This is a genomic window from Serratia sp. GW822-FHT06E05 (assembly GCF_058799445.1).
The window spans coordinates 228,665-251,804 of the sequence record NZ_JBXALM010000008.1; the positions used below are offsets into that span (position 1 = coordinate 228,665).

General features: G+C 53.0%; 23 protein-coding genes, 1 tRNA gene and 1 other annotated feature. Of the genes, 15 read left to right on the forward strand and 9 right to left on the reverse strand.

Translation table 11 applies throughout. The features are described from left to right. Position 1 precedes the first annotated feature (1 nt). From AC1RKC_RS18515 to luxS, 5 genes are all read left to right on the forward strand, one after another. Positions 2-78 (forward strand) — tRNA-Arg (locus tag AC1RKC_RS18515). 173 nt (positions 79-251) lie between these two features. After that, on the forward strand, positions 252-818 hold the full coding sequence (gene yqaB / locus AC1RKC_RS18520) for a fructose-1-phosphate/6-phosphogluconate phosphatase (protein ID WP_020825284.1): 567 nt from the start codon (positions 252-254) through the stop codon (positions 816-818). Further along, the gene (locus AC1RKC_RS18525) at positions 815-1,243 is read left to right on the forward strand and encodes a YqaA family protein (protein ID WP_041414225.1); all 429 of its coding nucleotides are present in this window, start codon (positions 815-817) and stop codon (positions 1,241-1,243) included. Before yqaB ends, AC1RKC_RS18525 begins: the two co-directional genes overlap by 4 nt. Positions 1,244-1,325: 82 nt before the next feature. After that, entirely contained in the window at positions 1,326-2,888 is a 1,563-nt protein-coding gene (gene gshA / locus AC1RKC_RS18530; RefSeq protein ID WP_041414227.1) for a glutamate--cysteine ligase, read from the forward strand. Positions 2,889-3,053: 165 nt separating this feature from the next. Next, positions 3,054-3,569 (forward strand): S-ribosylhomocysteine lyase, encoded by a 516-nt coding sequence (luxS, locus tag AC1RKC_RS18535; RefSeq protein ID WP_020825287.1) that lies wholly within the window; start codon positions 3,054-3,056, stop codon positions 3,567-3,569. 68 nt (positions 3,570-3,637) lie between these two features. On the opposite strand, the gene AC1RKC_RS18540 is transcribed toward luxS, so the two are convergent. Beyond that, on the reverse strand, positions 3,638-4,927 hold the full coding sequence (locus AC1RKC_RS18540) for an HlyC/CorC family transporter (RefSeq protein WP_046374472.1): 1,290 nt from the start codon (positions 4,925-4,927) through the stop codon (positions 3,638-3,640). Between the two features lie 40 nt (positions 4,928-4,967). Continuing rightward, positions 4,968-5,759 carry a cytochrome C assembly family protein gene (locus AC1RKC_RS18545; RefSeq protein ID WP_020825289.1) on the reverse strand — a complete coding sequence of 264 codons (792 nt, stop codon included), beginning with the start codon at positions 5,757-5,759 and terminating at the stop codon, positions 4,968-4,970. Positions 5,760-5,928: 169 nt separating this feature from the next. Here AC1RKC_RS18545 and ffh point away from each other — a divergent pair, with 169 nt between their 5' ends. The 5 genes from ffh (at position 5,929) to rplS (ending at position 9,553) form a co-directional block, all read left to right on the forward strand. Further along, positions 5,929-7,290, forward strand: coding sequence for a signal recognition particle protein (gene ffh / locus AC1RKC_RS18550; protein ID WP_020825290.1), 1,362 nt, complete (start codon positions 5,929-5,931; stop codon positions 7,288-7,290). A 216-nt stretch (positions 7,291-7,506) separates the two neighbouring features. After that, positions 7,507-7,755: a 30S ribosomal protein S16 gene (gene rpsP / locus AC1RKC_RS18555; RefSeq protein ID WP_004932501.1), complete on the forward strand. Its 249-nt coding sequence runs from the start codon at positions 7,507-7,509 to the stop codon at positions 7,753-7,755. A gap of 18 nt (positions 7,756-7,773) precedes the next feature. Then, entirely contained in the window at positions 7,774-8,322 is a 549-nt protein-coding gene (gene rimM, locus AC1RKC_RS18560; protein WP_020825291.1) for a ribosome maturation factor RimM, read from the forward strand. A gap of 52 nt (positions 8,323-8,374) precedes the next feature. Beyond that, positions 8,375-9,142: a tRNA (guanosine(37)-N1)-methyltransferase TrmD gene (trmD, locus tag AC1RKC_RS18565; protein ID WP_020825292.1), complete on the forward strand. Its 768-nt coding sequence runs from the start codon at positions 8,375-8,377 to the stop codon at positions 9,140-9,142. A 54-nt stretch (positions 9,143-9,196) separates the two neighbouring features. Continuing rightward, a complete protein-coding gene (rplS, locus tag AC1RKC_RS18570; RefSeq protein WP_004950372.1) occupies positions 9,197-9,553 on the forward strand; it encodes a 50S ribosomal protein L19 in 357 nt (118 codons plus the stop codon). A 159-nt stretch (positions 9,554-9,712) separates the two neighbouring features. On the opposite strand, the gene AC1RKC_RS18575 is transcribed toward rplS, so the two are convergent. The 3 genes from AC1RKC_RS18575 to AC1RKC_RS18585 form a co-directional block, all read right to left on the reverse strand. Further along, complete coding sequence (locus AC1RKC_RS18575; protein ID WP_128861533.1) at positions 9,713-9,931, reverse strand: DNA-binding transcriptional regulator; 219 nt, start codon at positions 9,929-9,931, stop codon at positions 9,713-9,715. A 332-nt stretch (positions 9,932-10,263) separates the two neighbouring features. Further along, complete coding sequence (locus AC1RKC_RS18580) at positions 10,264-11,028, reverse strand: DUF481 domain-containing protein (RefSeq protein WP_020825294.1); 765 nt, start codon at positions 11,026-11,028, stop codon at positions 10,264-10,266. Positions 11,029-11,265: 237 nt separating this feature from the next. Next, on the reverse strand, positions 11,266-12,612 hold the full coding sequence (locus tag AC1RKC_RS18585) for an anaerobic C4-dicarboxylate transporter (RefSeq protein ID WP_046374471.1): 1,347 nt from the start codon (positions 12,610-12,612) through the stop codon (positions 11,266-11,268). 643 nt (positions 12,613-13,255) lie between these two features. Between AC1RKC_RS18585 and AC1RKC_RS18590 the strand changes: the two genes are divergently transcribed. Together AC1RKC_RS18590 and tyrA are read left to right on the forward strand one after the other, a co-directional pair. Beyond that, on the forward strand, positions 13,256-14,329 hold the full coding sequence (locus AC1RKC_RS18590; RefSeq protein ID WP_020825295.1) for a 3-deoxy-7-phosphoheptulonate synthase: 1,074 nt from the start codon (positions 13,256-13,258) through the stop codon (positions 14,327-14,329). A gap of 6 nt (positions 14,330-14,335) precedes the next feature. Continuing rightward, complete coding sequence (gene tyrA / locus AC1RKC_RS18595) at positions 14,336-15,457, forward strand: bifunctional chorismate mutase/prephenate dehydrogenase (RefSeq protein ID WP_020825296.1); 1,122 nt, start codon at positions 14,336-14,338, stop codon at positions 15,455-15,457. 41 nt (positions 15,458-15,498) lie between these two features. On the opposite strand, the gene pheA is transcribed toward tyrA, so the two are convergent. The 4 genes from pheA to bamD form a co-directional block, all read right to left on the reverse strand. Beyond that, a complete protein-coding gene (gene pheA, locus AC1RKC_RS18600) occupies positions 15,499-16,656 on the reverse strand; it encodes a bifunctional chorismate mutase/prephenate dehydratase (protein WP_020825297.1) in 1,158 nt (385 codons plus the stop codon). A 42-nt stretch (positions 16,657-16,698) separates the two neighbouring features. After that, positions 16,699-16,825 (reverse strand) — a sequence feature (Phe leader region). Beyond that, entirely contained in the window at positions 16,777-16,824 is a 48-nt protein-coding gene (gene pheL, locus AC1RKC_RS18605) for a pheA operon leader peptide PheL (RefSeq protein WP_187962929.1), read from the reverse strand. (Overlaps the previous feature by 48 nt.) Positions 16,826-16,945: 120 nt before the next feature. Next, complete coding sequence (gene raiA, locus AC1RKC_RS18610) at positions 16,946-17,287, reverse strand: ribosome-associated translation inhibitor RaiA (protein WP_020825298.1); 342 nt, start codon at positions 17,285-17,287, stop codon at positions 16,946-16,948. Between the two features lie 312 nt (positions 17,288-17,599). Then, positions 17,600-18,331: an outer membrane protein assembly factor BamD gene (gene bamD, locus AC1RKC_RS18615; protein ID WP_020825299.1), complete on the reverse strand. Its 732-nt coding sequence runs from the start codon at positions 18,329-18,331 to the stop codon at positions 17,600-17,602. A 131-nt stretch (positions 18,332-18,462) separates the two neighbouring features. Between bamD and rluD the strand changes: the two genes are divergently transcribed. From rluD to clpB, 3 genes are all read left to right on the forward strand, one after another. After that, the gene (gene rluD / locus AC1RKC_RS18620; RefSeq protein WP_020825300.1) at positions 18,463-19,440 is read left to right on the forward strand and encodes a 23S rRNA pseudouridine(1911/1915/1917) synthase RluD; all 978 of its coding nucleotides are present in this window, start codon (positions 18,463-18,465) and stop codon (positions 19,438-19,440) included. Continuing rightward, positions 19,440-20,171 (forward strand): purine nucleoside phosphorylase YfiH, encoded by a 732-nt coding sequence (gene yfiH / locus AC1RKC_RS18625; protein ID WP_174573759.1) that lies wholly within the window; start codon positions 19,440-19,442, stop codon positions 20,169-20,171. Before rluD ends, yfiH begins: the two co-directional genes overlap by 1 nt. 130 nt (positions 20,172-20,301) lie before the next feature. Then, on the forward strand, positions 20,302-22,875 hold the full coding sequence (gene clpB / locus AC1RKC_RS18630) for an ATP-dependent chaperone ClpB (RefSeq protein ID WP_020825302.1): 2,574 nt from the start codon (positions 20,302-20,304) through the stop codon (positions 22,873-22,875). Positions 22,876-23,140 lie beyond the last annotated feature (265 nt).

Sequence of the window (23,140 nt, forward strand, 5' to 3'; positions counted from 1 at the left end):
TGCATCCATAGCTCAGCTGGATAGAGTACTCGGCTACGAACCGAGCGGTCGGAGGTTCGAATCCTCCTGGATGCACCATCTAAAGAAAAACCCGCTTCGGCGGGTTTTTCGCTTTCTGGCCCCGAACATAGATTATTGAACCCCCGGCCCTTCACTCTCACGCACAGCACATTCCGCTATTACGCGATCAGCGACAACCTTCCGGCTTTACGCTAAAGTAGTTTTCTTTCCTCAACGATCATGGAGTAACGATGTACGACCGCTATCAGGGTCTTATTTTCGACATGGACGGCACTATTCTCGATACCGAGCCGACGCATCGCAAGGCGTGGCACGAGGTACTGTCCCGTTACGGTATGACGTTTGATGAGGCGGCGATGGTGGCATTGAGCGGTTCTCCGACCTGGCGCATTGCCCAGGCGATCCTTGCCAGTCATCAAGCCGATCTCGATCCCCATCAGTTGGCTGCAGAGAAAACCCGCGCGGTCGAAGCGATGTTGTTGGACAGCGTGCGCCCATTGCCGTTAATCGAGGTGGTCAAAGCTTATCATGGTCGTCGTCCAATGGCGGTGGGCACCGGCAGTGAGCACCGCATGGCAGAAACCCTGCTACGCCATCTGGGCCTGTTCCACTGCTTCGATGCGATTGTGGGTGCCGATGACGTGCAACGCCACAAGCCGGAACCGGATACCTTCCTGCGCTGCGCCGAACTGATAGGTGTGCCGCCGGAGAAATGCGTGGTGTTTGAAGACGCAGACTTCGGTATTCAGGCAGCGAAAAGCGCTAATATGGCCGTGGTAGACGTCCGTACGCTGTGAGTAGTACGCTGGCCGTCATGTCGTTATTCGGTAGCAGCTTTCTCAGTGCGACGTTGCTGCCGGGAAATTCAGAAATTGTTTTGGTTGCCTTGCTGACCAACAGCCGTGTCTCACCAGAGTTGCTGGTGTTGGCCGCGACGTTGGGAAATACCCTTGGCGGGCTGACCAATGTCATTATTGGGCGTCTGTTACCGGCATTGAAACCGCAGCGAGGGCTGGATACAGCGCTCGGGTGGATGCAACGCTTTGGCCCGGCTGCGCTGTTGCTCAGCTGGGTACCGGTAGTGGGCGATTTGTTGTGCGTGTTGGCAGGCTGGCTGCGCATGCCCTGGGGCCCTGTCGCGCTGTTTCTGTGTATCGGAAAGGCGCTGCGTTACATCATTTTGACTATGATAACGTTACAGGGAATGGCCTGGTGGCATTAACGACGTGAATATAACTCAATATTCTCTCGGGTGCAGATTCAGTATGCTTACGAGTTATTGTTTTTAGAAGCGGGAGGTCAATTTGATCCCGGACGTATCCCAGGCGCTTTCTTGGTTGGAAGCCCATCCCCATGCATTAAAAGGCATCCGTCGTGGCATTGAGCGTGAAACGCTGCGTGTCACCGAAAACGGAACGCTGGCAACAACCGGACATCCGGAGAAACTGGGGGCGGCATTAACGCACCACTGGATAACCACAGACTTTGCTGAGGCGCTGTTAGAGTTTATTACGCCGGTTGACGATAACCTCGATCACATGCTGACGTTCTTGCGTGATATTCACCGTTACGTAGCGCGCAATCTGGGTGATGAGCGTATGTGGCCACTCAGCATGCCGTGCTTTATTGAAGCCGAGCAGGACATTGAGCTGGCACAGTTCGGTTCGTCGAACATTGGCCGCATGAAAACGCTGTACCGTGAAGGGTTGAAGAACCGCTACGGTGCGCTGATGCAGACCATTTCTGGCGTGCACTACAATTTCTCATTGCCGCTGGAGTTTTGGCAGGCATGGGCTGGCGTCAAAGATGCCGAAAGCGGTAAAGAGCAGATTTCTGCGGGCTATTTCCGCCTGATCCGTAACTATTACCGTTTTGGCTGGGTGATCCCGTATCTGTTCGGTGCATCGCCGGCAATCTGTTCCTCGTTCCTGAAAGGGCGTGAAACCTCGTTGCCGTTTGAGCGAACCGAGCAGGGCATGTGTTATCTGCCGTATGCCACCTCGCTGCGGTTGAGTGACCTGGGCTACACCAATAAATCTCAGAGCAATTTGGGTATCACCTTCAACGATCTGCAAAGCTATGTCGAAGGCCTGAAGCGAGCAATTGCCACGCCTTCCGAAGAGTTTGCCAAACTGGGCGTGAAGGATGGCGATCGTTATCTGCAACTGAACAGTAACGTGCTTCAGATCGAAAACGAACTCTATGCGCCAATCCGGCCGAAGCGTGTGACCAAAAGTGGCGAGACGCCGTCAGATGCGCTTTTGCGCGGCGGTATCGAATACATTGAAGTTCGCTCGCTGGACATCAACCCATTCTCGCCTATCGGCGTGGATGCGGTTCAGGCGCGTTTCCTGGACCTGTTCCTGGTGTGGTGCGTGCTGGCCGATGCGCCGGAGATGAGCAGCGATGAATTGCTGTGTACGCGCAAGAACTGGAATCGGGTGATCCTGGAAGGGCGTAAGCCGGGCCAAACCATTGGCATCGGGTGTGATGACAGCCGTGAACCGCTGGCAAAAGTAGGTAAAGCACTGTTTGACGATCTGCGTCGCGTGGCTGAAGTGTTGGATAGCGAAGCCGGCGATCGCCAGTATCAGCAGGTGTGTGACGAATTGGTCGCGGCGTTTGACGATCCTGATTTGACGTTTTCCGCTCGTATCCTGAAGGCGATGAAGGAAGAGGGGACGGGGCGTGTGGGCCTGCAGCTGGCCGAGCAGTATCGTCAGATGCTGACGGAAGAGCCGCTAGAGATTTTGACGGAGGCTGAGTTGGCACAAGAGCAGAAAGCCTCGTGGCAGCGTCAACGCAACATAGAAGCCAGTGATACGCTAAGCTTTGAAGAGTTCCTGAAGCAACACGGCGGGGGCTAAAAAAGAAAAGGCCACATCAATGTGGCCAAATATGCATCTCTGATGACAGGGATGATGATAACAAATGCGCGTCTTTCACATACTCAGACTCGCTGGGTTGGAAAAGGTTTCCTGGTTAGATAAAAAAGTTTCGAAATAAATACTCTTTTACGAGGAGGTAACGAAATGCCACTGCTGGATAGCTTCACCGTAGACCATACCCGCATGGCAGCCCCGGCTGTCCGCGTCGCGAAAACCATGAAAACTCCTCATGGCGATACCATCACCGTGTTCGATCTGCGCTTCTGCCGGCCGAACCTGGAAGTGATGCCAGAGCGCGGCATTCATACGCTGGAACACCTGTTTGCAGGCTTTATGCGTGACCACCTGAATGGTCAGGGCGTCGAGATTATCGATATCTCCCCAATGGGGTGCCGCACCGGTTTCTACATGAGCCTGATTGGCGTGCCGGAAGAGCAGCGTGTTGCCGATGCGTGGAAAGCGGCGATGGCCGACGTGCTGAAAGTGACTGACCAGCGTAAAATTCCTGAGTTGAACGAATTCCAGTGCGGGACTTACCATATGCACTCGCTGGAAGAGGCGCAGGAAATCGCGAAGCACATTCTTGACCATGATGTTGTAGTGAACCACAACGAAGAGCTGGCGCTGCCGAAAGAGAAGCTGCAGGAACTGCACATCTAGTTCGCCATCGGGCTACAGCGATAAAAAAAGACGCGATATTCGCGTCTTTTTTCCTTTCTGGCGGCTGGTCAGCGTTGCTGAACGCTGGACTGCAGCGACTTGATCGGCGTGACCCGCACTTGTTTGATCATATTGTCCTGCACGTCGAGGATACTGATGTCGTAATGGCCGATGCGAACACGGGTGCCGACCTCCGGGATCTCTTCCAGTTCTTCCAAAAGCATGCCGTTGATGGTACGCGCATCGGTGGCCGGCAACGTCCAGTTGAATGCCTTGTTTAACTCGCGCACGTTGGCAGTACCGTCTATCAGCACGGAGCCGTCACTTTGCGGATTAACCTCTTCTGCCAGCGTTGGCGACATGGACGTGGTGAAATCGCCGACGATCTCCTCCAGGATATCCTCGACCGTCACCAGCCCCTGAATGTCGCCGTATTCATCGACCACGATGCCGACTTTCTCTTTGTTGCGCTGGAACTTCACCAACTGGACGTTCAGCGGTGTGCCTTCGGGCACATAGTAAATTTCGTCGGCGGCGCGCAGCAGGTTCTCTTTGTTGAACTCTTTCTTCTCGGTCATCAGGCGGTAGGCTTCACGTACCCGCAGCATGCCGATGGCATCATCCAGCGAGGTGCGGTAAAGCACGATGCGGCCGTGCGGGGAGTGAGTAAGCTGACGCATGATCGACTTCCAGTCGTCGTTGACATCGATGCCGACAATCTCATTGCGTGGCACCATAATGTCATCGACCGTCACCTTCTCCAGATCCAACACCGAGATCAGCATGTCCTGATTCCGACGAGAAATCTGCGAGTGCGATTCCTTCACAATGGTGCGCAGTTCGTCTTTGCTGACCGCGTCGCTGATCCGCACATTGGTGCGAATGCCGAACAGCCGTAAAATCAGCGTGGTGATGCCATTGAGCAGCCACACCAGTGGGAACATCACTTTTTGCAGCGGTGCCAGCAAGAAGCTGCTGGGGAATGCGATGCGTTCCGGATACAGGGCGGCAAAGGTTTTTGGTAGCACTTCGGCGAACAGCAGCACGGCGAAGGTCAGTACGCCGGTTGCGATTGCAACGCCTAAATCGCCATACAGGCGCATGCCGACAATGGTGGCCAGCGCCGAAGCCAGAATGTTGACCAGGTTATTGCCAATCAGCACCAGGCCTATGAGGCGATCCGGTTTTTGCAGCAGCTTTTCGACCCGGCGGGCGGAACGGTTGCCCTGTTTGGAGAGATGACGCAGACGATAGCGGTTCAGCGTCATCATGCCGGTTTCGGATGCTGAGAAGTAAGCGGAAACCACAATCATGACCACCAGGATAATGATCAGGGTCCCTGTCGAAACGTGCTCCAACGCGGTATTCCTTATGTATGGAGAAAGAGTGCCTGAGAGCTTAGCGAACCATCACTTGCTGAATCAGACGGCTGCCAAAGTAGGCCAGCGTGAGTAGGAAGGCACCGGCAAAGCTGAACCAAACGACGCGGCGACCGCGCCAGCCTTCGTGATAATGGCCCCACAGCAAGACGATATACACAAACCACGCCATGATAGACAGCACGGCTTTGTGCACGTTCTCTTTGCTGAACAGGTTATCCATATAAAGCAGCCCGGTGCACAACGTGAGCGTGAGCAACACGACGCCTATCTGGGTGATGTGGAACATCTTGCGTTCGATGCTCATCAACGGCGGCATATCGGCGCTGAAAGACAGCTTTTTGTTTTTCAGCAGGTAATCCAGCCAGGCCAGTTGCAGCGCATACAGCGCGGCAATGATCAGCGTAGCGTAGGAGAACAGCGCCAGGCCGATATGCACCATCAGTTCCGGGCTGGCTTCCAGATGCGTAATAAATTCACCCGGCATAAAGCTGGCGAATGCCAGGTTGATCATCGCGAAGCTGTAGACGATAGGCAGCAGGAACCAGCCGCGATCGCGCGAAGCCACGAAGGTCATGACTGAGCAAATGATCAGGCTGACTATCGAACCTATGTTCAGCAAGCTGAGATTTTGCCCGGCGCTGACGTCAAAGATACGCTGCTGAAGTGCGATGGCGTGGCAAATTAGCGCCACCACCGCCGAGACGAGAGCAAGCCGACGGTATGCGCTGTTCTTCCGCAACAAGCTGGGAATAATCAGTCCAAGGCTGAGCAGGTAGGCGATCAAAGCCACAATGGAGAAAACTGGCATAGCGTTTAATTTTGCTTCGACGTGGTGAATTGGATTGTCAGTATAGCGTCGAGCGCGTCCCACTCCAACCGATCTCCAACGCTGAGGCAGAGATCCTCTACGCTTCGTGTTATAATCGCCGCAATTATGTCGCCAGAGCGGCCTGTTATTACACGTTGAGCATGAGACGATGTTTGAAAATTTAACCGATCGTTTGTCGCGCACCCTGCGCAATATCAGCGGCCGTGGGCGGCTGACCGAAGAAAATATCAAGGAAACCCTGCGTGAAGTGCGCATGGCATTGCTGGAAGCGGACGTTGCGCTACCGGTCGTGCGGGACTTTATCAACCGCGTGAAAGAGAGCGCGGTAGGTCATGAAGTCAACAAAAGCCTGACGCCGGGGCAAGAGTTCGTCAAGATCGTCAAGAGCGAGCTGATTGCCGCGATGGGCGAAGTGAACACCGAGCTGAACCTGGCGGCGCAACCGCCGGCAGTGGTGCTGATGGCGGGCCTGCAGGGCGCCGGTAAAACTACCAGCGTCGCCAAGCTTGGTAAATTCCTGAAAGAAAAACAGAAGAAAAAAGTCCTGGTGGTTTCCGCCGACGTTTATCGCCCAGCGGCGATCAAACAGCTGGAAACCCTGGCGGAAAGCGTCGGCATCGACTTCTTCCCGTCTGATGTCAAAGAAAAACCGATCGACATCGTTAACCGTGCGCTGCAACAGGCCAAGCTGAAGTTCTACGACGTACTGATCGTCGATACCGCCGGCCGTTTGCACGTTGACGAAGCGATGATGGACGAAATCAAGCAGGTGCACGCGGCGATCAAGCCGGTGGAAACCCTGTTTGTGGTCGACGCCATGACCGGCCAGGATGCTGCCAACACGGCCAAGGCCTTTAATGAAGCATTACCGCTGACCGGTGTGGTACTGACCAAGGTCGACGGTGATGCGCGTGGCGGTGCCGCGTTGTCTATCCGTCACATCACGGGCAAGCCGATCAAGTTCCTCGGCGTGGGCGAGAAGACCGAAGCGCTGGAGCCCTTCCATCCGGACCGCGTGGCATCACGCATTCTGGGCATGGGCGATGTGCTGTCGCTGATCGAAGATATCGAAAGCAAAGTTGACCGCGAGCAGGCGGAAAAACTGGCTAACAAGCTGAAGAAAGGTGACGGTTTCGATCTGACCGACTTCCTGGAACAGCTGAAGCAGATGCGTAACATGGGCGGTATGGCCAGCATGCTGAGCAAACTGCCTGGTGCCGGCCAACTGCCGGACAATGTGAAATCGCAAATGGACGACAAGGTTCTGGTGCGAATGGAAGCAATCATCAACTCGATGACGCTGAAAGAGCGCGCCAAACCGGAAATCATCAAAGGCTCGCGTAAGCGCCGCATTGCGATGGGTTCCGGTATGCAGGTGCAGGACGTTAACCGCTTGTTGAAGCAGTTCGACGAAATGCAGCGCATGATGAAAAAGATGAAGAAAGGCGGAATGGCGAAGATGATGCGCGGCATGAAAGGTATGATGCCGCCGGGCTTCCCAGGCCGCTGACAGGCGCGTGCCCCTTGGGGTGAGCGTGTTTAAGCATTTGCCGTTCGCGGCAAAAACCGCCCGGAATATTACCGGCTGCAAAAAGTAGTTGACGCTGATCTACGCTTTAGATTGCTTTTTGCGCCAAAATGAGTAAAATTTTCGGGCTTTTTATATTGCAACCGGGCCCCGTTCCCTCAATGGGGCCCGGCTGTTTTATTAACTAAAGAGGATGTTATGGTAACAATTCGTTTGGCACGTGGCGGCGCTAAAAAGCGTCCGTTCTATCAAGTAGTAGTGACCGACAGCCGCAATGCTCGTGATGGTCGTTTCATCGAGCGCGTAGGCTTCTTCAACCCGATCGCATCTGGTCAGGCTGAAGCACTGCGTCTGGACCTGGACCGCATCGAACATTGGGTCGGTCTGGGTGCAACCGTTTCTGATCGCGTTCACGCGCTGATCAAAGACGCTAAGAAAGCAGCTTAATCTGTCGCGGTGGTGGCAATGAGCAAGCAACTCAAACCGGTAGCACCTAAGCAGCCGATTGTACTCGGTAAAATGGGGTCTACTTACGGCATTCGTGGTTGGCTCAGAGTATTTTCATCCACCGAGAACGCCGAAAGCATTTTTGACTATCAGCCGTGGTTTATCCAGCGGGCGGGTCAATGGCAGCTTGTCGAGTTGGAAGACTGGAAGCGCCACAGTCAGGATCTGATCATCAAAGTCAAAGGCGTTGATGATCGGGATGCTGCGAATCTACTGACCAATTGCGAAATTCAGGTGGATTCGGAACAACTTCCTCCGTTGGTGGGTGATGATTACTACTGGAAAGACCTTATGGGCTGCCAGGTAGTCACGACCACAGGTTACGAACTGGGTAAAGTCGTCGATATGATGGAAACCGGTTCAAACGACGTGATGGTAGTGAAAGCTAACCTGAAAGATGCGTTCGGCATGAAGGAGCGGTTGGTCCCGTTTCTTCATGGGCAGGTTATCAAGAAAGTCGATCTCACTGCTCGCGTGATTGAAGCAGATTGGGATCCTGGTTTTTGACCTCCGAATCAAACGGTCGAAACAAGTGGAATGACAGTATGGGGATTGGCTTGTGTTCATTGGTATTGTAAGCCTGTTTCCTGAGATGTTCCGCGCAATCACCGATTACGGGGTGACTGGCCGGGCAGTAAAAAATGGCCTGCTGAGCGTGCAGTGTTGGAGTCCGCGTGACTTCACCTACGACCGGCATCGTACCGTGGACGATCGCCCTTATGGCGGCGGCCCGGGAATGTTGATGATGGTGCAACCCTTGCGGGAAGCCATTCATGCAGCAAAAGCAGCGGCAGGCGAGGGAGCAAAGGTGATTTATCTGTCACCTCAGGGGCGTAAGCTGGATCAAACCGGCGTATGCGAACTGGCGACCAATCAGAAGATGATTCTGGTGTGCGGTCGTTATGAAGGGGTGGACGAGCGCGTAATCCAAACCGAAATTGATGAAGAATGGTCAATCGGTGATTACGTACTCAGCGGCGGGGAACTGCCGGCAATGACCCTGATTGATTCAGTCGCCCGTTTTATACCGGGTGTGCTGGGCCATCAGGCCTCAGCAGAAGAGGATTCTTTTGTCGATGGATTGCTGGACTGCCCGCACTATACCCGTCCTGAGGTGTTGGAAGGGATGGAGGTTCCGCCAGTCTTACTGTCGGGCAACCATGCCGAGATACGTCGCTGGCGCTTAAAGCAGTCGCTGGGCCGTACCTGGCTTAGAAGACCTGAACTTCTAGAAAGCCTAGCTCTGACTGACGAGCAAGCGGTGTTGCTGGCTGAGTTCCAACGGGAACATCAGGCCAAGCAACAGGACTATGAAGGGAACGTCTGAGCAACTGGCTCGACGGGACCGATATATCAGTTTACCTAGGGTAAGAGACATATTATGAGCAACATTATTAAGCAAATTGAACAAGAGCAGATGAAGCAAGACGTACCTGCATTCCGTCCGGGTGATTCCGTGGAAGTTAAGGTATGGGTCGTTGAAGGTAGCAAAAAACGTCTGCAGGCATTCGAGGGCGTGGTTATCGCTATCCGTAACCGCGGTCTGCACTCTGCATTCACTGTTCGTAAGATTTCCAACGGCGAAGGTGTTGAGCGTGTATTCCAGACTCACTCCCCAGTAATCGACAGCATTACTGTTAAACGTCGTGGTGCCGTTCGTAAAGCCAAACTGTACTATCTGCGTGAGCGTACTGGTAAGTCTGCTCGTATCAAAGAGCGTCTGAACCGCGTCGGCTAACGCTGCATCCAAAAGTTAATAGCTATGAAGGGGTTGGCACTGTGCCAATCCCTTTTTTTATGCCTGCAGATCGGGGATTGCATCTGCAAGATGCGAAAATGCTCCCAGGACGCCCGTTTTTACAGGCATAAAAAAGCCTGCGTTTGCAGGCTCTTTGCATTACAGCGCCGCGGTGCGCTGTTTGCTTTTTTCCGGATGCGGCTGTGCAGGAACGATATCGCCAGGCTTTACAATCACGCGTGCGACAGACTCGTGCGTGGCAAAGGTACAGCTGCAGTTAATGTTTTGGCATTGGTGATAGCGCTCTTTGGTCGCTTCGCTCAGATAACGGCTGGAGCGAGTATGGGCCACGCTACCGCAGAGTGGACAGTGCATCATAAAAACCCCCTTGCAATATTTTAAGTGAAAACGGGTTGGGCATTGAGCCACAATCAAAATCAGCAGCCTGCCTAGTTAGGTGGGAGTTACACCCCAGCTTATTAACGGACACTCCTGATGGTAGTAACGGCTTCAGCCGCGATGATTGAGTTTTCTCATGCTCTGCACCCATTCAATTAATACTGTGTATACATACAGTATTAAGCTATTTGCTAAACTCGTCAATAGTAAACGTTATGTTTTTAGCAAAATGTCTAAATTTGATTTTCACGCATAAAAAAAGCCCATCAATGATGGGCTTAGTCGTATAACAGGTGCAGAAGTAAGAAGGATTACAAACCGTACACCAGGCTGATAGAAGTGGTGGTGTCGGTATTCTTCGGCGCAGAGGCTGGAGGCTTGCTGTTGTAAGTCACGGTGTAAGCCAGACGCAACGCGAACTTTTCGTTAATGGCGACGCTGAGTGCAGTTTCGGAGTTCAGCGTGGTTTCTTCGTTCGCCAGCGCGGAAACGCCTTCAGAGAACTTGGTATTGTCGGTCAACTGGTACGAATAGTTGGCCGCACCGTAAGCCAGCGCTTTGGTGGAACGCCCACCGCCATGGTATTCGTCGTGACGCACGCCCGGACCGAATTCAACTCGCAGATCGCTAAGCGGCCCATTGAGGATTTGGCGACCATAACCGCCGGTCAGCGTCGAGCGGGAATCATAACCGTTGAAGCGATCGCTCAGCCAGCTCGCCTGACCGAACAGGTAATTACGATCGGACAGGTTATAACGGGTACGGCCGCCGGCCTGATACTTTTCTGACGAGCGCACGTTGGAGGATGTGGTGTTATTGGCCGCACCCCACAGGCTATAAGCGGCATCGCTGTTGAACCAGGTCATGCTGGTATTGGCCAACAGGGTAGAGCTTTGTGAATTGCCTGACTGCGAGTTGTAACCGGCCTGGACGTTGCCTTCAAACGGTTTTTTGGCGGTGGCCGGATCGTCCATCGCGGTGAAAAGCGTATTGTCGGCAAGGGCTGAAACACTGGTGAAAGTCGTTAAGCAGCTAATGAACAGCGGAATAGCGCGGCGAGCGCGTAAAGAGAGCATTTTTGATCCAGTTGTTAAGAGTGGTTATAAGTGATTTCGGTCACATTATATCGGTTCGCCATTGCGACCAAAATAGCGACTATTAGCTTAAGTTTTTAATTTTTCGTCCTCACTTATTCACTTTTCTTCTACTGACTTTTAACCCTGTTAACGGCATAAAATACTGATTGCCATTATTATTAATGTGGTCAATGGTGTGAGCGGCAACGGGGAATACCGTTGCCGTTGGGGAAGTGATTACAGGAAGGTGGTGACCAGGAGATACCCGGTGATACAGGAACACAGCACGCCGATCAGGCCAGGAATAATAAAGCTGTGGTTGATGATAAATTTGCCGATGCGCGTTGTTCCGGAGCGGTCAAAACCGATGCAGGCCAAATCGCTTGGATAAGTGGGCAAGACGAAGTAACCGTACGCGGCCGGGAAGAAAGCCAGCAGCATTTTGGGGTCGACGCCCAACTGCAGCGCCATTGGGGCAATCGCGGTGAGCGCAGCTGCCTGGCTGTTGACCAGCTTGGAAACCAGGAACAGAACGATCGCGTAAGTCCACGGCTGACTTTTTACCACGTCTTCAAGCAGGAGTTTTAACTCTCCCATATGTGCCTGGAAGAAGGTATCACTCATCCACGCCACGCCGAATACGGAAAAAATAGCGACCATGCCGGCTTTGAAAACCGCACCATTGGCAATATCACCGGGTTTGACTTTGCAGCCCATCAGAATAACGGCACCGGCGATCAGCATCATCATCTGGATCACCAGATTCATAGACAGCGGTTTCAGTACCCCTTTGGCATTGGCAAAGGAAGGGCGTAAATCAGCGAAAGCCCCCAAGAGCACGACGATGGCGATAGCCGCAAAGAAGATCGCTGTGGACCAGTAAGCCTGCTTGGGGAATCTCTGATTGAGCAGTGTTTCGGTGCTGCCAAAAATATAGGCCCGTTGTTCTGGATCTTTGATTTTTTCCTGGAATTCAGCGTCCTTATCCAGATCTTTACCGCGGTGCAGGCTCCATAAGGCCGCCATTAGCACCCCGACTAATGAAGCCGGGATCGAGACGGCAAGGATTTCTACCAGCGTGTAAGCTTTGCCAATCCCATGTCCTGCGGCAATGATTGAAACCAGGGACACAACGGCCACGGAAACCGGCGAAGCTGTGATGGCCATTTGCGAGGCGACGGAAGCCACGGCCATTGGGCGTTCTGGGCGGATCCCTTTTTTGATGGCGATATCGGAAATGATTGGGAACATGGTGTACACCACATGCCCTGTGCCGCACAGGAACGTCAGAGTCCAGGTGGTGAAAGGGGCAAGCAGCGTGATGTGCTGTGGGTGGCGGCGCAGCAGTCGCTCTGCATATTGCATCATCACGTTCAAACCGCCGGCAGTTTGCAACACTGAAGCACAACCGATTACTGCAAGAATAGTCAGCATAACCTCAACGGGAGGTTTACCTGGTTCCAACCCGAATATAAAACATAAGAGGAATAAACCAATACCGCTTATTAGGCCCAGCCCCATACCGCCAAACCGAGTGCCAACTAATAAGCAGATTATAATAATTAAGAACTGCAAAGTGATCATGATAGTCCCTTGTCAAGAAATGAAAAGCAGCTAACGCTCATACATTCTCAATGCAGGTGACACGGGCTCTGTCTACGCAGATTAACCCTAAAGAGGTGCGAACGAATAACACCATAATTATTTATTTTTCGCGCGATAACTGTGAAGTTCCGCAATATTTATTCAATAGGTTTTACTCATATTTTTGTATTTTAATTAATAGATGGAAGTAATTGAAAATAAATTGCCGGTTTATTGTTTGTTATTTGTGTTTCAGTTGTTTAATTTTTAGGTGATTTGATTTACCCGTTAAGGTTCTCTGCGGTGGAAAGGGTAAACCTCAGGCTTTTGAACGTTCGGTGGATGAGGCATGTGGGTCGTTGCGTTTCTGGTGTATCGAATTGTTTACGATTTTGTCGGGTTTTAGCATTTTGGTGTGCAAGGAAGTCTCGTGTAGCTGAGAGTCTTAAAAATAATTAATAATCATTTAGTTAAGTTATTTGTTCTGGTTTTTCTATGACTTATTTAGCGCTTTTTATTTGTGGTAATTTTTTATTTACACCAAATGGATTGAAATCTTTACATTTCGTGGTAGGGTAAGAACCTGAAACGCTCAATGTTCTATCAACGCTTACGCATAACGGCAAACGACAGGAATAGCATCATGCAAAAAGACGCGCTCAATAACGTTCATATCAGTGCAGAACAGATTCTGATTACTCCGGAAGAGCTGAAGAACCAGTTCCCGCTTAGTGCCAGCGACGAGAATGAAATCGCCACGGCACGCAAAACCATCGCCGATATTCTGCAGGGGCGCGATCATCGCCTGCTGGTGGTGTGCGGACCTTGTTCTATTCACGACCCGGATGCGGCACTCGATTACGCCCGTCATTTGAAAACCCTGTCAGCTGAATTGAGCGATCAGCTGTATATCGTTATGCGTGTCTATTTTGAAAAACCTCGTACCACCGTCGGCTGGAAAGGTCTGATTAACGACCCATACATGGACGGTTCGTTTGACGTTGAAGCAGGTCTGCACATTGCGCGTCGCCTGCTGCTGGATCTGGTTGGTATGGGCTTGCCGTTGGCGACCGAAGCGTTGGATCCGAACAGTCCGCAATACCTGGGTGATTTGTTCAGCTGGTCAGCGATTGGTGCGCGCACGACTGAATCACAAACTCACCGTGAGATGGCTTCTGGGCTGTCAATGCCGGTAGGTTTTAAAAACGGTACCGACGGCAGCTTGGGCACGGCGATCAATGCTATGCGCGCCGCAGCAATGCCACACCGTTTTGTCGGTATAAATCAGGCTGGGCAAGTGTGCCTGCTGCAGACGCAGGGTAACCCTGATGGCCATGTGATCCTGCGCGGTGGTAAAACGCCAAACTACAGCGCTGAGGACGTGGCGGCCTGTGAAAAACAGATGCTGGATGCGGGACTCCACCCGTCCTTGATGATAGATTGCAGCCATGGCAACTCGAATAAAGACTATCGCCGTCAACCGGCGGTTGCCGAGTCCGTGGTAGAGCAGATCAAAGCGGGTAACCGTTCGATCACCGGCATCATGCTGGAAAGCCACTTGCACGAAGGCAGCCAGTCTTCTGAGCAACCGCGTGCAGATATGCGCTATGGGGTTTCTGTTACCGACGCCTGTATTAACTGGGAAAGTACAGAGACGCTGCTGCGCCATATGCACCAGGAACTCGGCGCCGCGCTGACGGCACGCACTGGAGAGTAGTAAGTTATGGTGGCTGAACTGACCGCGTTGCGCGATCAAATCGACGAAGTGGATAAGGCGCTGCTGGAGCTGCTGGCTAAACGCCTGCAGTTGGTGGCGGAAGTGGGAGAGGTTAAAAGCCACCACGGCTTACCGGTGTATGTTCCTGAGCGTGAGGCGGCGATGCTGGCCTCACGGCGTCAAGAAGCGGAAAACCTGGGTGTGCCGCCCGATTTGATTGAGGACGTGCTGCGCAGGGTGATGCGCGAGTCTTACGTCAGCGAGAACGACAAAGGCTTTAAAACGCTACATCCGCAACTGCGCCCGATCGTCATTATCGGCGGCAACGGTCAAATGGGGCGGTTGTTTAATCGCTTGCTGACGCTGTCCGGTTACCAGGTCAAAGTGTTGGACCAGGAAGACTGGAATCAGGCTGATACGCTGCTTGCCGATGCCGGAATGGTGATTGTCAGCGTCCCTATTCACGTCACCGAACAGGTGATTGAGCGGTTACCGCCATTGCCTGCAGACTGTATTCTGGTTGATCTGGCCTCGGTAAAAAATCGCCCGTTGAATGCCATGCTGGCGGCGCACCATGGCCCCGTAGTGGGGCTGCATCCTATGTTTGGCCCAGACGTAGGCAGCGTAGCCAAGCAGGTGGTGGTCTATTGCGATGGCCGCGAACCGCAAGCCTACCAATGGTTGCTCGAACAGCTGCAGGTATGGGGAGCGCGTTTGCACCGTATCAGCGCGGTTGAGCACGATCAGAACATGGCGTTTATTCAGGCGCTGCGTCACTTCGCGACCTTTGCTTATGGTTTGCATCTGGCGGAAGAAAACGTGCAGTTGGAGCAGTTGCTGGCCCTTTCTTCACCGATCTATCGGCTGGAGTTGGCGATGGTCGGGCGGCTGTTTGCTCAAGACCCGCAGCTGTACGCGGATATCATTATGTCTTCCGAAGAGAACATTGCGCTGATCAAGCGTTACTATCAGCGGTTTGGTGAGGCAATAAAACTGTTGGAGCAGGGCGATAAACAGGCGTTTATCCAAAGCTTTCAGAAGGTCGAACATTGGTTTGGCGACTATGCGCAACGTTTCCTGGTGGAAAGCCGTTCGCTGCTACGTCAGGCGAATGACAGTCGCCAATAATGATAAGGGTTCGGTTATGCCGAACCCTTTTTTAATGGTATTCAGGACGGGTTGACTGGCACCACGGTGTCGCTCGGGTAACACCCCAGCACCTTCAGCGAGCGGGTGATAGGCGTCAGATCTCTCAATGCCTTCTGCATCGCCTCAGAACGCAGGTTAGCCTGCACATCGATATAAAACATCTCTTCCCACGGGTTGCCGTTAATCGGGCGCGATTCCAGCTTGGTCATGATGATGCCGTTGTCGCGCAGTACCAGCAGCGCTTCCACCAAGGCACCCGACTGCTGGCCGGTGGCCATAATCAGCGTGGTCTTAGCGGGCACCTGCTCGGAAACTTCGATAGCCTTGCGCGCCAATACGATAAAGCGGGTAATGTTCTGCTGCTGATTGGCCAGGTTATGTTCCAGTACCTGCAGGCCATAGAGCGCGCCGCCGGCTTCACTGCCCAGCGCCGCCGCTTTTGGCGAGTTCAACTTTGCCACTTTTTCCATTGCCGCAGCGGTGCTTTCACAGTATTCGATTTTCCAGTGCGGGTAGCGATTAATAAACTGGCTGCACTGTTGGAAAGGTTGCGGGTGGCTATATACGGTTTCGATCTGATCAAGGTCGGTATCACTGGCGATCAGCACACAGTGATCGATAGGGTTAGTCAGTTCGCCGACGATCGACAAACTGGTGTGTTGCAGCAGGTCGTAAACGTCATTAATCGAGCCGGAGCTGGTGTTTTCGATCGGCAGGATGGCGTAATCCGCCTGGCCGGTTTCAACCTGGGTGAAGATATCCTGGAATTTCTGGCAACCGCACTCGATCAACTGATCGAAATGGCGAGCAGCGTATTGGCGGGCCGCCAGGTGTGAGTAAGAGCCTTTCGGGCCAAGGAACGCAATACGGGCGGAATGCTGGCTGATTTGGTTGAGCTGGTGCTGCAGCAGCGCCTGCTGAGTCAGGACGGAGTCTTCGATAATCAGTTGAAACAGACGGGTGACGTAAAATCCGTCCAGATCGTACGGCTTGGCTGCGGCGATCAGGGCGTCCAGCAGGTCGCGTTCACGCTCTTTATCACGGATTGGCCGATGAGAATGCAACTTGGTTTTACCTACTTCTACCGCCAGCTCACGGCGTTCTGCCAGCAAGGACAGCAGTTTCAGATCCAGTGCGCTGATGCGTTGGCGCAGCACGAGTAACGGGTTGTCGGTCATAATCAGCTTCTGCCTTATATTTTTATACGTCGTAAAATAGCCATAAAAAAAGCCCCCTGATTTCAGGAGGCTTTGCTGTTCGTCTTCGCATTCTTTATCACACGACGAAACGCCTCCCAATCAGGGGAAGGTAAAAAAGAATGCGAAGAAAAACGGTTTACGGACCATGTACTATCCAAAGTGTGTGAGACAGGTTTTAAAGTAACCGCAGGTTTTTATCTCGTCAATAAAAAAACCAGACAAAAAACGCGCCCTCAGGCGCGTTTGATGTGAAACAGCCGCTAAACGGTTATTCCTGTTCCGGCTCCACTTCCGGAACGATGTCCTTCACGCTGGCGGCGGCACGGCGTGCTTCGCCTTTGTGCTGCACCTTGTTCAACTGACGCTCCAGCTTGGCGATCAGTTCGTTAACGGCGGTGTACATGTCTTCATGTTTTGCGCTGGCGACCAGCGGGCCGTTAGGTGTGGTAATGGTGGCGTCGGCAACAAACCCTTTCGGTTCTTTGGATAAGACGATATGCGGGTTAATCAGTTGGGCCTGCCATTTTTCCAGTTTGGTGAGACGGTCTTCGACGTGACTGCGGATTGCGGGAGTGATATCCATTTGTTTGCTGGTAATGTTCAATGTCATATAACTTACCTCTCTGTCTTTCCGTCTTGGATGAGTCCAGCATACCCCGCTTTTTGCTGAAATGCGTGATGAAAATCACGTTTTTTTGTCACTTTTTGCAAAGTTAGTTCAATCTGTGATTCAGCATCTGAAATGGTCATCTAACGCTTGAGTCTTGGAAGCGGAACGCGCATTATTGAAAGGATAAGCGGTGTTGCAGTCTTGCTAACATCGTGTTTTTGCTTGTGTATTTATCCGGATCTGGGTGAATTTACAGCAAATAAAAACGGCAGCCGAAGCTGCCGTTTTGTTTTCCTGCCGTTACCCATCAGACTATGCCGGGTTGGCGCTAATCACTTTGGCCACTTTGTCGGCCTGGCCGTTCAGTTGCAACTGCTTGTACGCATTTTCCATCAGCGGCAGCGCGTCGCGCGTCGCTTGAGTATCAGGGAATTCACGCAGCATCTGTTCAGCACGATTAACGACCGCGACGTAGGCACCGCGTTTAGTGTAGTATTCCACCACCGAAAGCTCATACTTGGCCAGGCGGTCTTTCAGATACACCAGACGCTTGTTGGCATCGGTTACATACTGGCTGTTCGGGTACTGCTGAATCAGCTGGCTGAAATCGCGAAATGCAGCGCGAGCATGCTGTGGATCGCGGTCTGAACGATCGACCCCGAAGAAGCCTTGCAGTGCACTGTCATCCAACGCCATATCGGTCAGGCCACGCATATACATCACGTAGTCGATGTTTGGGTGCGTTGGGTTCAGACGCATGAAACGATCGATAGATGCCTGAGCCATAGGTAAATCGGCAGATTTATAGTAGGCATAAATCAGGTCCAACTGTACCTGCTGAGAGTAGGGTCCGAAAGGATAGCGGTTATCTAACGCTTCGAGTTGCGTAATCGCGCCCTTAAAGTTACCGTCCTGCAGTTTTTGCTGGGCAGTAGCATAGATTTCCGAAGGCGGGTTGTCGGGAACCGCATCCTTGGATGTGGAGCAACCTGCCAGCGCCAGGCTCAACGTGGCTGCCGCCACCAGATATTTCATACGCGTCATGACGTTTTGATTATCCTCAGGGTGTTATTCCGGGAGACTGTCCGTTAAGCTCCCGACAAAGACCAGTTACAATAGCACATTATATTAAACGGCATCGCCGTGAAAACCCAACGTTAACGAAGAAGCTGCATATGGCACAACAAGTACAACTCACCGCAACGGTGGCCGAATCTCAACTCGGACAACGTTTAGATCAGGCTTTGGCCGAATTGTTCCCTGATTATTCACGATCTCGTATAAAAGATTGGATCCTGGACGATCGGGTGCAGGTCAATGGCAAAACGATAAACAAACCGAAAGAGAAGGTGCTGGGGGGAGAGACGGTCGCCATTGATGCACAGATAGAAGAAGAGGCCCGTTGGGAACCGCAGGACATTGCGCTGAATATCGTCTACGAAGACAGCGACATTTTGGTCATCAACAAGCCGCGCGACCTGGTTGTGCATCCTGGCGCCGGTAACCCGGACGGCACGGTGCTCAATGCGTTGCTGCATTACTATCCTGAAATCGCCGACGTACCGCGTGCCGGTATCGTGCACCGTTTGGACAAGGACACGACCGGTCTGATGGTAGTGGCGAAAACCGTTCCGGCGCAGACCCGGTTGGTAGAAGCGTTGCAGGCACGTGAAATCACCCGTGAATACGAAGCTGTCGCCATCGGTACCATGACCGCCGGGGGTACCGTCGAAGAGCCGATTTCGCGCCATTCAACCAAACGTACCCACATGGCGGTCCACCCGATGGGTAAACCGGCGGTGACGCATTACCGCATTATGGAACACTTCCGCGCGCACACTCGCCTGCGCCTGCGTCTGGAAACCGGCCGTACCCACCAGATCCGTGTGCATATGTCGCACATTAACCACCCGCTGGTGGGCGATCAGCTGTACGGTGGTCGTCCACGTCCGCCAAAAGGGGCTTCGGAGGCATTCATTGCCACACTGCGCGGTTTCGATCGCCAGGCACTGCACGCCACCATGCTGCGTTTATATCATCCAATCAGCGGTATCCAGATGGAGTGGCATGCGCCGCTGCCGCAGGATATGGTCGATCTGATTAACGCACTGAAGCTCGATACCGAAGAATTCAAAGATCAGATGAACTGGTAATGGATTCGCTTATCTTGCCCGATTGGCCACTGCCTGCAGGGGTAAAAGCCTGCAGCAGCACCCGTAACGGTGGCGTGAGTCGGCCGCCGTACGGTTCGCTCAATCTCGGCACTCACGTGGGTGACGAGGTTCAGGCGGTGGCGGATAACCGTCAACGTCTGGTCGCGGCGGCGAATCTGCCGCAGATGCCAGTCTGGCTGGAGCAAGTGCATGGCACACGCGTGGTGCGACTGGATGGGCAAACGCCTGTCGATTTGCAAGCGGACGCGGTTTACAGCAATGTGCCAGGGCAGGTGTGCGCAGTGATGACAGCAGACTGCTTGCCGGTTTTATTCTGCTCGCAGTCTGGTGATGAAGTCGCTGCAGCTCATGCCGGTTGGCGTGGATTGTGTAACGGCGTGCTGGAGCAGACTTTAGCGGCGTTTTCCGCTCAGCCTGCAGGCATCAGCGTTTGGCTCGGCCCGGCGATCGGCCCGCAGCAGTTTGAGGTAGGGCCGGAGGTCCGCGCGGCATTTATTGCTGTTGATCCCGGCGCTGAGCTGGCTTTTGCCCCTCGCGGCGATAAATACCTCGCAGATATCTATTTACTGGCTCGTCAGCGTCTACAACGCGCAGGGGTTCATGCTATCTATGGCGGAGACCGTTGTACGGTGAGCGAAATCAGTCATTTTTTCTCCTATCGACGCGACGGAATAACCGGACGTCTGGCAAGTTTAATCTGGCTGATATAACCTATTGAATTAGGACGGTCCAACGGCGCATGATGTAGTACCGAAAATATACAGTCGAAATAACCTTGAAAATTTGAGGGATGACCTCATTTAATCTCCAGTAGCAATTTCGACCAATCTTGGAGGTGTTATGCGTCTGGATCGTCTTACTAACAAATTCCAGCTTGCCCTCGCCGATGCCCAATCTCTAGCCCTTGGGCGCGACAACCAATTTATTGAACCGTTACATCTGATGAGCGCTCTGCTCAATCAGGATGGGGGCACGGTTCGCCCATTATTAACTTCTGCCGGTATCGATGCTGGGCGCGTGCGCACCGAGATCGAACAGGCCTTGTCTCGTCTGCCTCAAGTTGAAGGTACCGGTGGTGACGTTCAACCGTCGCATGAGCTGGTGCGTGTCCTGAATTTGTGCGACAAGCTGGCACAAAAGCGGGCGGACAAATTTATCTCATCCGAACTCTTTGTTCTGGCGGTGCTTGAAGATCGCGGTAACTTGACCGATCTGTTGAAAGCAGCCGGTGCAACGACCGATAAAATCAGTAAGGCCATTGAGCAAATGCGAGGCGGTGATAGCGTGGAAGATCAAGGTGCTGAAGACCAACGTCAGGCGTTGAAGAAATACACTATCGATCTGACCGAGCGTGCTGAGCAGGGCAAACTGGACCCGGTTATCGGCCGTGACGAAGAGATACGCCGTACCATTCAGGTGCTGCAACGTCGTACCAAAAACAACCCGGTGTTGATCGGCGAACCTGGCGTGGGTAAAACCGCCATCGTCGAAGGCCTGGCTCAGCGCATCATCAATGGCGAAGTGCCGGAAGGTTTGAAGCATAAACGCGTGTTGTCCCTCGATATGGGGGCGTTGATCGCCGGTGCTAAATATCGCGGCGAATTTGAAGAGCGTCTGAAAGCCGTTTTGAGCGATCTGTCTAAACAGGAAGGCAGCGTCATCCTGTTTATAGATGAGCTGCACACTATGGTTGGTGCAGGTAAAGCCGATGGCGCGATGGATGCGGGCAATATGTTGAAACCTGCGTTGGCACGCGGGGAGCTTCACTGTGTCGGCGCGACAACTCTCGACGAATATCGTCAATATATAGAGAAGGACGCGGCGCTTGAACGTCGTTTCCAGAAAGTGTTTGTCGCCGAACCCAGTGTTGAAGACACCATCGCTATCTTGCGCGGTTTGAAAGAACGTTATGAACTGCATCACCACGTGCAGATCACCGACCCGGCAATCGTTGCGGCGGCGACGCTGTCGCACCGCTATATTTCCGATCGTCAACTGCCGGATAAGGCCATTGACCTGATTGATGAGGCGGCGTCCAGCATCCGCATGCAGATGGACTCCAAACCGGAATCGCTCGATCGCCTTGAGCGCCGGATTATTCAGCTCAAGCTGGAGCAGCAGGCGTTGAGTAAAGAGTCGGACGACGCCAGCAAGAAACGCCTGGAAATGCTGAGCGGTGAGCTGGAGCAGAAAGAACGCGAGTATTCAGAGCTGGAAGAAGAGTGGAAAGCGGAAAAAGCTTCGCTCTCCGGCACGCAAAATATTAAAGCGGATCTTGAGCAGGCCAAAATCAGCCTGGAGCAGGCGCGTCGCGTTGGCGACCTGGGGCGGATGTCGGAGCTGCAGTACGGCAAGATCCCAGAGCTGGAAAAACAGCTTGCCGCTGCCACGCTGGCCGAAGGCAAGACCATGAAACTGCTGCGTAACCGGGTGACCGACGCAGAAATCGCTGAAGTGCTGGCGCGCGCTACCGGTATTCCTGTCGCCAGAATGCTTGAAGGCGAACGGGATAAGCTGTTACGTCTGGAACAAGAGCTGCATTCGCGGGTCATTGGCCAGAACGAAGCGGTGAGCGCGGTATCCAACGCGATCCGTCGTAGCCGTGCCGGGCTGTCAGATCCGAACCGACCTATTGGTTCGTTCCTGTTCCTCGGTCCGACCGGGGTAGGTAAAACCGAACTGTGTAAAGCACTGGCTTCGTTCCTGTTCGACAGCGACGACGCTATGGTGCGTATCGACATGTCCGAGTTTATGGAGAAACATTCGGTATCGCGGCTGGTGGGTGCGCCTCCAGGTTATGTCGGTTATGAAGAGGGCGGTTATCTGACCGAGGCAGTGCGTCGCAGACCTTATTCAGTGATCCTGCTGGATGAAGTGGAGAAAGCGCACCCGGATGTGTTCAACATCCTGCTGCAGGTATTGGATGATGGCCGTCTGACCGATGGCCAGGGCCGTACCGTCGATTTCCGCAATACGGTGGTGATCATGACTTCCAACCTGGGGTCTGATCTGATCCAGGAACACTTTGGTCAGATGAACTATACGCAGATGAAAGAATCGGTAATGGAAATGGTAACGCACCACTTCCGCCCGGAATTCATCAACCGTATAGATGAGGTGGTAGTGTTCCACCCGCTCGGTCAGAAACATATCGCCGAGATCGCCAAGATTCAGTTGGCACGTCTGTACAAACGTTTGGAAGAGCGTGGTTACGAAGTGACTATGACCGAACCGGCGTTGGAGCTGTTGGGCAAAACCGGTTTCGATCCTGTGTATGGGGCTCGTCCACTGAAACGAGCTATTCAGCAGGAGATCGAGAACCCGCTGGCGCAGCAAATCCTTTCCGGCAAGCTGATCCCGGGTATACCGGTGACGCTGGATGTAGAAGACGAGCATATCGTCGCCAAACAGTAACGGCTGTCTATTATCTATATAGTGATTACGATGAAAGGGAGCGGGCGACCGCTCCCTTTTTTATCGGCTTTCGTCGGGTTTAGGCTGTTTGCCCTGGCAATGGCGCTAAAATCCCGTAATTTCGTCTAATAAATATCCTAAAATGGCTTTGTTGGTGGTTATTTGAGCGCTTGAAAAGTTTTTTGCATTTAGGGGTTGCGGCCTTCTGAGAACTCCCTATAATGCGCCTCCACTGACCGGGAACAACGACTCCTCTAACGAGAAC